Below are 12,746 nucleotides of genomic sequence, written 5' to 3'. Positions count from 1 at the left end.
GGACGCGGTATGTCAGTACCGTATGGAGTGCAGAGGATTCTCTGAATTTAGGTGGTAACACGGATTGTATATTCGCCCTAAGCGTATGAACGCTTGGGGCCTTTTTTTATGCAAAAATCAAGAAAGAAGGAAATTATTATGAGGAAATTTGAAAAATCAAAAAAACTGGATTATGTGTGTTACGACATCAGAGGACCGGTTATGGACGAAGCAAACCGAATGATCGCCCAGGGTGTCGAGATCTTAAAGCTGAATATAGGAAATCCTGCTCCGTTTGGCTTTCGGGCACCAGAAGAGCTTCTGATGAAAATGAACAGTAATCTGGTCCATACAGAGGGCTACTCCGATTCAAGAGGGTTACTTTCTGCCAGAGAAGCAATTGTAAAGTATTGCCGGAAAAAAGGGATTGAGGAAGTGGGAACTGATGATGTTTATACAGGAAACGGAGTCAGTGAATTAATTACACTTTCCATGCAGGGCCTTTTGGACTCTGGTGATGAAATCCTGGTTCCTTCACCAGATTACCCGCTGTGGACCGCATCCGTAACACTGGCAGGAGGTACGGCAGTTCATTACATCTGCGATGAAGCTGCAGACTGGTATCCGGATATCAATGATATTAAAAGCAAGATCACAGAGCGCACAAAGGGAATCGTTGTAATCAATCCCAATAATCCCACAGGAACCCTTTATTCCAAAGAACTGCTGGAAGAAATCGTTAAGCTTTGCCGGGAAAATGGTCTGATCATTTTTGCTGATGAGATCTATGACAGACTGGTTCTTGACGGCCTTGTCCATACATCCATTGCTTCTCTTGCTCCGGACCTGCTTACGATTACATTTAACGGTCTGTCCAAGTCCCATTTAATTGCAGGATACCGATGCGGGTGGATGAGCCTTTGCGGGGATAAATCCTCTGCAAAGGGGTATGTGGAGGGAATCAATCTCCTGTCTTCCATGAGACTGTGTTCCAATGTTCCCGCCCAGTCTGTCATAGAGACAGCTCTTGAGATGGAAGAGGAGACAAAGAAACTACTGGTTCCCGGCGGCCGTATTTACGAACAGAGAGAATACATATATGAGGCATTAAACCAGATTCCGGGAATTTCAGCAACAAAACCAAAAGCGGCATTTTATGTATTTCCAAAGATTGATATAAAACGGTTTGGAATTTATGATGATGAAAAGTTTGTTCTGGATTTCTTAAGAGATAAAAAGATTCTTCTGACCCACGGCGGCGGCTTCCACTGGGAGAAGCCAGATCATTTCCGGGTGGTTTATCTGCCGGAGATGGAACAGTTAAAATCTGCGTGCAGCAGGCTTAGCGATTTCCTTACTTACTACAGACAGGAATAGGATTAGGAATAGAAAAAGGTCCTGCAGCATTTTTGCATGCAGGACCGGTATTTACTTAGAACTTTTCATGGTCTGTGTCTCATAGGTTTTAAACTCATTATTCCAGGACTCAAACCGGGGATCCTGGCGGTGATCGGTCAGGAGGTTTAAACCGGATAAGTAACTGCCTATATAGGCTGAAACTTTTTTGGCTCCGTAATAGTTGATATGATCTCCGCCGTCTCTGGTATCCGTGTTCCAGTCAATGGATAACTGGTCTGAAGACAGGTTAAGATCGATGTAATCAAGGTCATTTTTATCAGCAAACTGTTTTACTGCATTATGTTTTGCATAAGTCCAGCATTTTGGAGAAGGAGAGCTGTACAGGACCAGCCGGATTCCTTTTTCCTTACATAACTCGCTGATTTTTGTCAGATACAGATAGGGCTGATCCTGTATTACCTCAACCTCATCCGTCTCTTCTGTGTAAGGACCTCCGATATAAGGTTTGCTGTTAACATTATATTGATAGCCCTTATATACAGGGGATGGTTTTTCTGTTACATCAGCGCTTAAATTTTTCAACATATAGAAATGGAAATATCTCCAGTTATTATGATACTGGTAAATTGGGAATATCTTTTTTGTTTTATCATCAACAATTGTTTCCAATGCATTGATGTATTTAAAATCCCGAAAACAGGCATTGGTTTCCAACAGCACAACCTTTGGAGACTGTTTATTCAGCACCTTTTCCAGAAGATAATAGGTATCCTGAAGTCTTTGTGCGGGTACGCCTAAGTTAAATCCAGTATACCCGTAAGTATTCCAGATTTCCATGGGAGAGATACTGGTGGAACTTTCACTGTCGCCGATGGATAAGTATCCGATGGTATTTCTTGGTTCTTTATAAATTCCTCCTGCTTTTTTGTAAAGTCCTTCTGCTCCGGTGTTTGCTGGAAGGAACAGAAAGGACATGATATATAAAAGAAGCGTAAGTCCTGTAATAAAGGCTAATGTTCTGATTTTGTTTCCTGCATGCATTCCGTCACCTCTTAAAATCCGGCATAGATCAGTTTTGCCGGTAAATATCCGTCGCCGTATGCACCGAGGACGATTACAAGTAGAATCGCACCATAATACAGAGTCCATCGTACCGGAATTTTATATCCGGATATTTTATCTCTTATGGAAATTCCACGTTCGTGAATGATACCAACCGCCAGTACTGCCAGAAAGCCTAAAAATACGGCTGTATAATCAGCGAAAGAAAGCCCAAGCTGCAACAAAGTGCCGTTGGTCAGTACCTTTGTGTCAAAGTCTGTAAATATAGACCGGAACATGGATAAACCGGCTGTCATGGTTTCCGCCCGGAAAAATAACTCACCGATAAAGACGATGATTAAAAGCTTCACAGACTGGAAGATGCGGTATAACACATTGTTCCGGTTGATCTTTAATCCTTCCGCTGCTTTTATCACATAAGGTTCCGTCAGGTTCTCCAGTAAAATCAGGATAAAGTAATACATACCGAAAAACAGATAATGCCAGCCTGTGCCATGCCAGAAACCATTGCAGATCCATACACCAAAAAGTGCAGGAGCGGAAGCAACTACCTGCCCCACATGCTTTCCTAATTTAGCTCTGGAATTTTTGCCGAATTTCTTTACCGGAGCAGTTAAGGATATGGGATAAAAGACATAGTCTTTCAGCCAGGTACCAAGCGTAATATGCCAGCGCCTCCAGAATTCGGAAGGGCTTTTGGAGAAAAATGGCTGCCTGAAATTCTCCGGAATTGTAATTCCAAAGATTTCCCCGGTACCGATGGTCATATCAATGCAGCCGGAGAAATCTGCGTAAAGCTGAAAGGTATAGAGGATGGCACTGAGAATTACCACAATGCCTCCGTATTGCTTATAAGATCCGAAGACTGTCTCCACAAGCAGATTCAGACGGTCTGCGATGATCAGTTTTTTAAACAGTCCCCATAGGATTCTCTGAAAGCCGTAAGTTACATTTTTATATTCCAGAGGTTTTCCCTCAGTCAGCGCATTGGCTGTCTGGGAATAGCGGCATATGGGACCTTCCATTAATATGGGAAAGAAGGTCAGATAAAGAGCCAGCCTGCCCAGATGGTCGTCAGCCGGTATTTTTTCATAATATACGTCTGCCAGATAGGAAACAGCCTGTAAGGTATAGAAGGATATTCCTATGGGAAGAGCAAATTTCATGGCAGGCAGCAGGTTCGGATAAGAAACTGCCTTCAATAAATGATTAACATTATCGCTGAAAAATCCGGAGTATTTCAGAACTACCAGCATGCCAAGCTGAATTCCCAAACCCAGCCACAAGATTCTCCGCCGTTTGACGGCACAGGCTGCTTTCAGAGATTTTTTCTCTTCCGCAGATGCTCCTGTTAAATTCAGATCCTTTTTACAGGAAGAAAGCCACAGACCAATATGATGAATGGAAACAGTGGAGATCAGGAGGTAAACAATTAATTTTCCACTAAGGGAAAGAAAAAACAGCCAGCTGGCCGCCAGCAGAACTTTATACCGGTGGCGTCCCGGTGCCAGCTGGTAAAGAAGCATGACACCGGGAAGAAAGATGAACAGGTAAAGGATAGAAGTATAGGTCATAGATTAATCCTCTTTCAGCCGGTTAATCATGCTCCAAATCGCATTTGCAGAATTAAAGTTAACAGGTATCATATCAGCCGGAGTAATGGAAATGTCAAATGCATCCTCAAGCTCAGGAATCAGTGAGAGAATGGAAAAGGAATCCAAAAGTGCATCGTCAATCAGTCTTGTTTCTGTCTCATAATCAATCCCCGGGTTAATCTCGTTTAAAATCTCTAATAATCTGTTCATATGTTTATCCCCTTTCTGAATGAAAAAAATTAAACTGGTCGGTTGCAAGAGAACCTCTTGCAATCCGGTACTGCTCCTGTTCTGAATAAAGAAGTACCAAAGGAAGATCCCGGCTTAAGAACATGGACATTCCTTCCGTAGCGGAGTAAGCACCTGTTTTTCCAAAAACAAGGTGGTCACCCTTTTTTAAGTCTTTAAACGGGTACTGCCTTACCAGCACATCACTGGAAGTGCAGAGAGAACCACAGACGGTCCATTCCCTGACTTCGCCATCCTGGCTGCCGTATTGTGTGATAAAAGGTTTTTTCATAGCCAGCATCTGTCCGTAATAGTTCAGTTGATGAATGCCTCCGTCAACGATGCAGTACGACTGGTCATTGTTGGTTTTTAAGTCAACTACGCTGGTTGCGTAAACCCCGCAGGATGCGGCGATGAAACGACCCATCTCCAGTGTGACCTGACCTTGAAAGGACAGATGTTCAATGGCCTTTGACAGGGCAAGAAGCATGGCTTCTTCCTCGTCTTTTTCCCCTTCAAAATAGCAAACCGGAAGGCCGGGACCGTATTCCAGTTTTTGTACCGTAAACTGATACTGATTTTGTAAATCTGCACAAAGCTGGTCCAGCATCATTAATTCGCTTTCAAGCTTTGCACCTGATTTTTTCTGGGTGCCTGAAAAATACTGCAGACCCAGAATCTCCACGTATTCACAGGAATTTTCCATGATGATCCGGCGGATGGATGACTCATCCATTCCAAACTGATTTCCGCTGGTGAGACGTAAGAGTACCCGGATCTTTCTTTTTTCTTTCAGAGCGCAGGTAGTAAGAATCTTCCAGTGTTCCAGGGACTCCACGGTATAGATAATATCTTTATACCTGGATATGGCATATTCCATATCCTCCCGTTTCTTATATACACCTGACATCACAATCCGTTTTTCATCAATCCCGGCCCGTTCACAGATGTGAAATTCACCGGGAGAGCAGACTTCAAAATAATCCACATGCATCTCCATGTCCTTTACTAAAAACGGATTCGCCTTCATGGCAAAGCAAATCTGGGTTTTCGGCGGGAGTGCTGATCGTATGTCCGCTATTCTGTCTGCAAGAATGTCAGTGTCAAAAAGATAGAATGGTGTTTTATAATTGTCAAGTGCAGTCTTGAGTTTTGATTCGTTTACTTCTGATTTCATAAACACATCTCCAATAATTTTTTTCTGTCCATCTTACCGTTTGCAGTAACGGGGATGTGAAGTACGGGAATGCACAGGCTGGGAATCATATAGGAAGGAAGTGTTTCCCGCATGCGTTTTAGCAATTCCTTTTTATCTAAATCCCCGCAGTAAAATGCAGCAAGGCGGTTTTTTTCGCTGTCAAATGCACAGCAGGCGCGGCTGATTTCCGGATAGCTGTTCAAAATCAGTTCAATCTCCTCCAGTTCAATCCGGTGTCCCATGTGCTTAATCTGAAAATCCTTACGTCCGGAGAAACAAAGTTCCCCGTGACTATTATAAAAAGCAAGATCTCCTGTCCGGTAAATGGTCTCAGGATAGAGATCATTTAAAGGATTCTGAACGAATGCTTTTTTTGTCTGCTCCGGGTTGTTATAATAACCCAGGGCAAGAGCGGTTCCTGCCACGCAGATTTCTCCAATTTCCCCTTCGGATGTAATAAGTTCATCATCCGATCCCAGGAGAAATACATGTTCATTGGGAAATGACGTTCCAATGGGTATTTTTTCTTCCGGTTCAAATACTCTTAAAACAGGATAATACGTACAGTTGCAGGTGATTTCAGTAGGTCCGTAAAGATTTACGAATCTGGCATCTGGAAGGTTCTTTTGCCAGATAGCCAGGTGGCTTGCCGGCATGGCCTCACCGCTGAATAAAACCTTATTTACATGTTCTGGCACTTTGTAAGTGAAGCCTTTTAACTGAGTCACCATACAAAGAGCTGACACAGCCCAGATCAGTGTTGTAATCTGATACTCGCAAAGGCAATCCAAAAGCATGGTGGGAATCGAAAAATATTTTTTTGGTATCAGAACAATGGAGGCGCCGGTTTTAAAGGCAGAATAGAGGTCTTTTACCGATACGTCAAAGTCCAGAGGCGCCTGATTGCCAAGAATATCATCCGTTGTAATCCCAAACAGATCAGGGAAATATTCCATAAAATCAATCACAGACCGGTGGCTTACTAAAACTCCCTTAGGAACTCCGGTAGATCCGGAAGTAAAATTACAATACAATGGCTGAGTATCCAGTGATTTCTCCCTGACAGCTTTTAAGCGTTCCGGATCAGCAGGGGCAGAGATAAGTTTATGGTAGTCTAAAATAGTGCCTTTAAATGAAATCTGTTTCAGTTTTTCGTCTGTCTCTGAAAGAGAGATCATGCAGTCTGTTTTTAATACATCAAGAATCTGACTGATACGTGCAGCTGGCTGGTCGGGACTTATGAAAGTATAAAAACAGCCGGCATAGACGATTCCCATAAATGAGGTCACCGCTTCCACACACTTATCCATAAAGACTACAACCGGTTTTCCTGTTTTAGTATGCTCGGATAAAAAACTGCCGATTCGTTTTGCCCGGTCATAGAGCTCTTCGTAGGTACAGCTGGTTTCCGGATCTATGACTGCTTTTTTTTGAGGAAATTCTTTAGCAGAATGTTCCAGATATTCTAAAATATTATTCATGATTGTGTTTCCTTTCCTGCCGGTTTTATGGGAAAAGTGGCGCAGGCTGTAAAAAGTGATTCCGTAGTCAGGATTTTAAAACTTCCGTCCATCTGCTGGGCAATTTTTCCGCATGTTTTCAATCCGATATTAGTGCTTTCCTGAAAAACCAGGTCAGTGCGGATTTCATTGGTAATGCTGATAATCAAATTATCACCGTCTCTGGCGCCTTTCACTACAACAGGAGCGCCGTGACCAGCATATTTTCTCACATTGGAGAACAGGTTATCAAAGAGACGTTTTAGATACTGAATATCAATGAAAATGCTGCAGGGTTCATTCATAAATTCAGTCTGCACTTCAAAACCAAGGCTGTTTAAGTTAAATACATGTTCGCTTAACAGCTGTTGAAGCAGAATTCTTGCATCAAAGATTTCCATATTCATAAGGATGGTATCCTTACCAAATACAAGGAAATACTGAAACAGTTTATCAGATAAATCTTTCAGCTGTATTGACTTTTCCTTACAGTTTTTAATGTATTTTTCCAGCTGCTCTTCAGAATGGTAGTCTTTGGAATCTAAAATCTCAAGATATCCGATTAAAGAAGTTAAGGGTGTGCGGATATCATGGGACATGGAGGTAATCAGCTCGCTGTTTGCTTCCCACGCATCTTTTTCACTTTTGTATCTTGTGATAATGGAATGACGCATATTATCTGCGTTTTTAGCCAAAAGTGAAATTTCATCATTTCCTTTATGAAAAATCGGCTGTTCCAAATTACCCTGTTCAATTAAAGATACTTCTTTTGACAGAAGAACAATCCGGTCAATGATCCGTCGGTTATAAATAATAATAATAATAAAAAATACAATAAAGAACATAATCCAGGAACAGTAAAGCACTACATCCAGCCATTTAATCTGGGAAGAATCAATGATGGAAACGGAGTAGGTGCCGTCTGTAAATGCAATATCACGTTCCTGCTGGTTGCAGCTTTCCACAATGGTGGTTGCAGTTTCGTAGGAAGAATAGGAATCATTCCAGTAACCGGATTCGTAAAGAATTTCGTCCCCGTTATATATGGTTAAATAGACATATTTATGATTCTTGACCCATCTGGAGATGGCTCTGACATTTTTCACTGATATTTTATTTTTTAATACGTAATTTTCAAAGGAATTCTGATAGGTGTTTAGCCGACTCTGTACCGAGTCTTCATCCATGTGTTTCTTTGAAACCATGTAATCACCCAGAGTTCCCACAATCAGATACACGGCGAAGCTTAAGAATGCTCCGATCAGGAGTACAAGTATCTGCTTATAACGCAGCGAGGAAAATGTTTTACCCTTCATCAATCTGATATCCCTTTCCCCAGACGGTGCGGATAATTAACGGATTATTAAAATCCAGTTCCAGTTTCTTTCTCAGCTTTAAAATATGAACCATAATGGTATTGGTGGAGGAAGGAAGAAACTTTTCATTCCATACCCCCTCATAGATGGCCTGAGCATCTTTTGCATTTCCTTTGTTTTTAACCAGATACATCAAAACCAGATATTCGGTATCGGTCAGCTCTATTTTCTGATTTTCCCGGTATACCCAGTGATTTACTGTATCAATCACGATGTCCTGAACATGGAGCTCCGAAAGATTCCCTGCAGACTCCGATTTCCCTTTGTAGACAACGTATCTTCTTAAGAGAGAATGGATTTTCATAAAAAGCTCTGCCTGGGAAAATGGTTTCACCAGATAATCATCGCCGCCGTTTTCGTAAGCATCATTTTTATCTGTTTCTTTTGATTTTGCAGTTAAAAACAATACCGGAGCGGAATGAAAGGTTCGGATTTGTGCACATGCCTCAATCCCGGACATACCTGGCATCATGATATCCAGTATAATCAGATCGATATCAGGATTTTCTCTAACTGTATTTACCGCGTCGTTTCCGTTAGCGGCTTCTAAAACGAGATAGCCTTTGTTCTCCAGCTGTATACGGATCACTTCCCGGATATCTGCGTCGTCATCTACCACCAATATCTGCTGTATGGAACTCATGGACAGATGCCTCCTTGATTGATTTAATCAAGTGAATTATAGCACTTATAGATGCAATAACAAGGCGATATAGCCTGATTTAAGAATTATTAAGAAATAGTGAGACATTATTTCCGTAATTGTTTTAAAATTTATTTAGATATTTATAATCAAAAAAACCGGATATGTCATTGGTTATGTGACATATCCGGTTTGGATTAATGGATAACGGGTTGGTTAACCCACTGGCGCCATGAGAATCTTGCCGGTTCCCCGGTAAACATTAACAAGGCCTTCCCCTGAAACTGCGGAACCAATCAGGGATTTGGAGGAACGTTCTACCGTGAATTTTAAGGAATTAGACCAAGCAATTGCCATGTTTCCGTCAATTTTAATTTCATCGTCTTTTAATTCAAATTCTATCAGCTCTTCTCTGGGCACCGGGCTTTCTAAAACTGCGATTCCCTGACCAGTCAGACATAAATTAAAGAAGCCTTCCTTACCGGCAACTGCTGAGGTCAGTGTGGTTCTTGCAACTACATTCTGTTTGATGTCGGAATCACAGGCCAGGAATAATCCGTCTTCCAGCACCATACTTCCCCATTCTGAAACTTCCTCCAGAAGAATGTGCTTGTAAGTAGGCTCCAGCATCAAAAGACCGCTGCCTTTAAATTCCGGCTTTGCAGAAGATTCTTTTGTCACCTTGGAAGCCAGTGCCTTACCCAGAAAATCGCCTACGCCCTTTATTCCGGAAGTCATGGCAACGGAGCCGGAAGTCCACTGCATGGCACCAGCCTGAACCGTGTAGGAATTGCCATTAAGTTCAATTAAAACCTGCCTTTTTCGGATATTCATCTTGGAAGCATAATAGGAAGCGATGGCAGAACCGGATTCAACACTTAAGTCTTTCTGATGCTCAAATACCTTCACACAGCCACGTTCATTAATCTTAAGCATGTTTCCATTGTCATAAAGATTTTTGTAGGTTATCATATGTTTTCTCCTTTTATTATTTCTCATTAGAATGTCGTCAGAATTGCCTTATGTAATAAGAAAAAAAGGGGAAAGATTAGGAAAAATAAGTTTTTTTCATCACGGGGAAAAGCTGTAATACATAGGATAAATTATGAGAAGAGGTATTTCAGAACAATTAATATAGCAAAGTTATAAATATGCTGACCAAGGTTTTGTAATGAAGCCAGGAATTATCTTAAGCATGCACATAGTATTGCCGGGCTGTCTGATGCAGCCCGGCATTTTCTGGTATGTCAGGTTGCATCTGGAAGAATCTGTGGTATGATAAATTGTGAAAGTAAAACATGGAACCGGAGGCGGATTTAAAATGAAACAGCAGTACATGGAAACCGCGAAAAGCGGCAAAGACTTAATTGCAGAAATAAATGAGACAGTACCAGAGGAAGGACAAGCAGCGTTCTGGTGGCTTGGGCAGCTGGGGTACGCAGTAAAGCTGGGTACGGTTACAATCTATATCGATGCATTTCTTTCTGAACGTCCTGACAGAAGAATTGCACCGCTTTTAGATCCCAGTGAGATTACCAATGCAGATTACATAATCGGAACTCATGATCATTTGGATCACATTGACCGGAATGTCTGGCATCAGCTTTCTGTCAGCTCGCCGGGAGCCACATTTCTGGCACCAATGAAGCTGATTCAGTCCCTGAGTTCGGAGCAGCAGATTGATGAGAGCCGATTTATGGGACTGGATGATGGAAAAAAACTAAATCTGAAAAATGGAATCCAAGTGACAGGGATTGCATCTGCTCACGAGTTTCTGGATCAGGATCCGGTAACTGGTCAATATCCTTACACAGGAGTTGTGCTGGAAGGAATGGGGGTTAAGCTGTATCATTCAGGCGATACCTGCATTTACGAAGGACTGTACAGCAAATTAAGAAAGTTTGGAGATATGGATGTGATGTTTCTCCCCATTAACGGAAGGGATGGAGTACGCTACCGCTCCAATATCATAGGAAACATGACGTATCAGGAAGCAGTGGATCTGGCAGGAGCAATGAAACCAGGGCTTACGGTACCCGGCCATTACGAGATGTTTTCCAGTAATCAGGAAGACCCCGACCGTTTCGAAGATTATATAACCATTAAATATCCAGGTTTGAAATACTGGCTTGGAAGGCATGGAGAAAAGGTTCTTTATTCATAAAGTACATTCAAAAATATACAAAAAAGTCCAAAATATGTAGCATTTACCATTTCCTGGAATATATTTATTATAGTGAAGCAGGAAAGGAAATGCGAGATGGCAATTAAAATATTTATTGATCAGGGACATAATCCCAGCGGATATTTTAACAGCGGTGCAGAGGCCAATGGATTACAGGAATCAGAAATTAATTACCAGGTGGGAATTTACCTTCGAAACCTCTTAAACAGTGATCCCCGTTTTGAGGCGAGAGTCTCAAGACCACAGCCGGATACCGTTCTGGGTACCAACAATACTACCAGCCTGGCTGCCAGGGTTGCCATGGCAAACCAGTGGCCGGCAGATTATTTTATCAGCATCCACTGCAATTTAAATCCTAATCCCGAAATTAACGGAACGGAAGTATACATCTATCAGTATTTTACCCAGGGACAGTGGCTGGCGGAACAGATTATGGGCGGGATTAACGATATGGTTGGAACCAAAAACAACGGAATCCGGGAAAATCCTTCTTTGTATGTACTTAGGAATGCAGATATGCCCGCTAATTTAGTAGAACTTGGATATATAAGCAATCCATCGGATGCAGAAAAGCTTCGTAACGACCAGTATGGATTTGCCTACGGAATCTATCTGGGCCTTTTACGGTATTTTGGATTTGCATAGGTCAGAAAAGCACTTGAGTAATGCTTTCTTTGAGGTAAATGCTTCAAAGAAAGCATTTTTTCGGTTGCTGAATCTGGGGCTTGTGACTTATAATATTGATATTAACTACATATTCAGAAAATATTTATCTGTATCAGAAAAACAGATGAAACAGGATTGGTAAGAGGTGACTGGCAATGACATTGTTTTCCCGTCAGGTGATGGAGCAATTTGGGGAACTGGACTACGAGGTTTACAATTATATATTAAAAAACAGTGAGAAGATACCATATATGACAATCCGGGAGGTGGCGAAGGAAGCCCATGTGTCTACCACCACCATCACCCGGTTTTGCAGGAAAACCATGTGCAGCGGTTTTTCGGAATTTAAGGTGCGGTTTAAGCTGGAAAAGGAAAAGAAGGGATCTGTGAAAAAACGGTTTGATCTATCCTCCATCACAGATTTTTTTGAACGGGTCAACTCAGATTCATTTCAAAAACAGCTGGATACGATTGCGGAAGTGATTGCAGGCAAACGGCAGATTATTTTTATTGGAACCGGTAATTCGGGTATCATGGCTGAATATGCAAGCCGGTATTTCTGCAATATCGGAATATTTTCAACCGGGATTAACGGTCCCATGTTTCCTATTAATCTGGAGTTTCCGGAGGAAAGTATCATTATTGTTTTGTCTGTGGAAGGGGAGACCAATATTATTATAGAGAATTCTTCTATATTGAAGGAGAGCAGCAGCACTCTGGTATCCATTACAAACAGCAGGAACAGTACTCTGGCAAGAATCTCAGATTACAACATTTCCTATTATATTCAAAAAGAAAGAAAAGAGATGGAAGAGATGAAGGTGGATATCACTTCTCAGATTCCGGCAGTTTATATTGTGGAAGCCTTAGCGAGACTGACCATGGAAAAGAAACAGGGATAAAACACCCTGTTTTTTTTGTGGAACAAATTCCAAAACATCCATGCTTGTTCCCAA

Annotated in this window: 12 protein-coding genes and 1 other annotated feature (1 of these 13 running past the window's edge); of the genes, 4 read left to right on the top strand and 8 right to left on the bottom strand. The window is 41.8% G+C overall.

The window, feature by feature from the left end; genetic code table 11:
• Positions 1–83 (top strand) — a binding site (T-box leader); it begins 155 nt to the left of the window's first position.
• Between the two features lie 55 nt (positions 84–138).
• Positions 139–1,356, top strand: coding sequence for an aminotransferase class I/II-fold pyridoxal phosphate-dependent enzyme (locus tag BXY41_RS20125; protein ID WP_104438748.1), 1,218 nt, complete (start codon positions 139–141; stop codon positions 1,354–1,356).
• Positions 1,357–1,407: 51 nt separating this feature from the next.
• Here BXY41_RS20125 and BXY41_RS20120 read toward each other — a convergent pair whose 3' ends face one another.
• The 8 genes from BXY41_RS20120 to BXY41_RS20085 form a co-directional block, all read right to left on the bottom strand.
• Positions 1,408–2,379, bottom strand: a complete 972-nt coding sequence (locus BXY41_RS20120; RefSeq protein WP_104438666.1) for a hypothetical protein — start codon at positions 2,377–2,379, stop codon at positions 1,408–1,410.
• 11 nt (positions 2,380–2,390) lie between these two features.
• Positions 2,391–3,974 carry an MBOAT family O-acyltransferase gene (locus BXY41_RS20115; RefSeq protein ID WP_104438665.1) on the bottom strand — a complete coding sequence of 528 codons (1,584 nt, stop codon included), beginning with the start codon at positions 3,972–3,974 and terminating at the stop codon, positions 2,391–2,393.
• 3 nt (positions 3,975–3,977) lie between these two features.
• Positions 3,978–4,205, bottom strand: coding sequence for an acyl carrier protein (locus tag BXY41_RS20110; protein ID WP_104438664.1), 228 nt, complete (start codon positions 4,203–4,205; stop codon positions 3,978–3,980).
• Positions 4,206–4,209: 4 nt separating this feature from the next.
• Positions 4,210–5,400, bottom strand: coding sequence for a diaminopimelate decarboxylase family protein (locus tag BXY41_RS20105; RefSeq protein WP_104438663.1), 1,191 nt, complete (start codon positions 5,398–5,400; stop codon positions 4,210–4,212).
• Positions 5,397–6,905: an amino acid adenylation domain-containing protein gene (locus tag BXY41_RS20100; protein ID WP_104438662.1), complete on the bottom strand. Its 1,509-nt coding sequence runs from the start codon at positions 6,903–6,905 to the stop codon at positions 5,397–5,399. The genes BXY41_RS20105 and BXY41_RS20100 overlap by 4 nt, the downstream gene beginning before the upstream one ends.
• Positions 6,899–8,236 (bottom strand): HAMP domain-containing sensor histidine kinase, encoded by a 1,338-nt coding sequence (locus BXY41_RS20095; protein WP_104438661.1) that lies wholly within the window; start codon positions 8,234–8,236, stop codon positions 6,899–6,901. Before BXY41_RS20095 ends, BXY41_RS20100 begins: the two co-directional genes overlap by 7 nt.
• The gene (locus BXY41_RS20090; protein WP_104438660.1) at positions 8,226–8,939 is read right to left on the bottom strand and encodes a response regulator transcription factor; all 714 of its coding nucleotides are present in this window, start codon (positions 8,937–8,939) and stop codon (positions 8,226–8,228) included. Before BXY41_RS20090 ends, BXY41_RS20095 begins: the two co-directional genes overlap by 11 nt.
• Before the next feature lie 216 nt (positions 8,940–9,155).
• Entirely contained in the window at positions 9,156–9,911 is a 756-nt protein-coding gene (locus BXY41_RS20085) for an AIM24 family protein (RefSeq protein WP_104438659.1), read from the bottom strand.
• Positions 9,912–10,260: 349 nt separating this feature from the next.
• Between BXY41_RS20085 and BXY41_RS20080 the strand changes: the two genes are divergently transcribed.
• The 3 genes from BXY41_RS20080 (at position 10,261) to BXY41_RS20070 (ending at position 12,692) form a co-directional block, all read left to right on the top strand.
• Positions 10,261–11,103 carry an MBL fold metallo-hydrolase gene (locus BXY41_RS20080; protein ID WP_242980266.1) on the top strand — a complete coding sequence of 281 codons (843 nt, stop codon included), beginning with the start codon at positions 10,261–10,263 and terminating at the stop codon, positions 11,101–11,103.
• A gap of 96 nt (positions 11,104–11,199) precedes the next feature.
• Entirely contained in the window at positions 11,200–11,769 is a 570-nt protein-coding gene (locus tag BXY41_RS20075; protein WP_104438658.1) for an N-acetylmuramoyl-L-alanine amidase family protein, read from the top strand.
• A 176-nt stretch (positions 11,770–11,945) separates the two neighbouring features.
• The gene (locus BXY41_RS20070; RefSeq protein ID WP_104438657.1) at positions 11,946–12,692 is read left to right on the top strand and encodes a MurR/RpiR family transcriptional regulator; all 747 of its coding nucleotides are present in this window, start codon (positions 11,946–11,948) and stop codon (positions 12,690–12,692) included.
• The last annotated feature ends 54 nt before the right edge of the window (positions 12,693–12,746 follow it).

It is taken from the genome of Lacrimispora xylanisolvens, assembly GCF_002934545.1.
GTDB classification, from domain to species: Bacteria; Bacillota; Clostridia; order Lachnospirales; family Lachnospiraceae; genus Lacrimispora; species Lacrimispora xylanisolvens.
This window is presented reverse-complemented; position numbering and strand designations above follow the sequence as displayed.

Bases quoted from the DNA above. Each gene is read 5' to 3' on its own strand.
- BXY41_RS20095 (WP_104438661.1), bottom strand. From the start codon at position 8,236: ATGAAGGGTAAAACATTTTCCTCGCTGCGTTATAAGCAGATACTTGTA.
- BXY41_RS20105 (WP_104438663.1), bottom strand. From the start codon at position 5,400: ATGAAATCAGAAGTAAACGAATCAAAACTCAAGACTGCACTTGACAAT.
- BXY41_RS20125 (WP_104438748.1), top strand. From the start codon at position 139: ATGAGGAAATTTGAAAAATCAAAAAAACTGGATTATGTGTGTTACGAC.
- BXY41_RS20115 (WP_104438665.1), bottom strand. From the start codon at position 3,974: ATGACCTATACTTCTATCCTTTACCTGTTCATCTTTCTTCCCGGTGTC.
- BXY41_RS20090 (WP_104438660.1), bottom strand. From the start codon at position 8,939: ATGAGTTCCATACAGCAGATATTGGTGGTAGATGACGACGCAGATATC.
- BXY41_RS20080 (WP_242980266.1), top strand. From the start codon at position 10,261: ATGAAACAGCAGTACATGGAAACCGCGAAAAGCGGCAAAGACTTAATT.
- BXY41_RS20075 (WP_104438658.1), top strand. From the start codon at position 11,200: ATGGCAATTAAAATATTTATTGATCAGGGACATAATCCCAGCGGATAT.
- BXY41_RS20110 (WP_104438664.1), bottom strand. From the start codon at position 4,205: ATGAACAGATTATTAGAGATTTTAAACGAGATTAACCCGGGGATTGAT.
- BXY41_RS20070 (WP_104438657.1), top strand. From the start codon at position 11,946: ATGACATTGTTTTCCCGTCAGGTGATGGAGCAATTTGGGGAACTGGAC.
- BXY41_RS20120 (WP_104438666.1), bottom strand. From the start codon at position 2,379: ATGCATGCAGGAAACAAAATCAGAACATTAGCCTTTATTACAGGACTT.
- BXY41_RS20085 (WP_104438659.1), bottom strand. From the start codon at position 9,911: ATGATAACCTACAAAAATCTTTATGACAATGGAAACATGCTTAAGATT.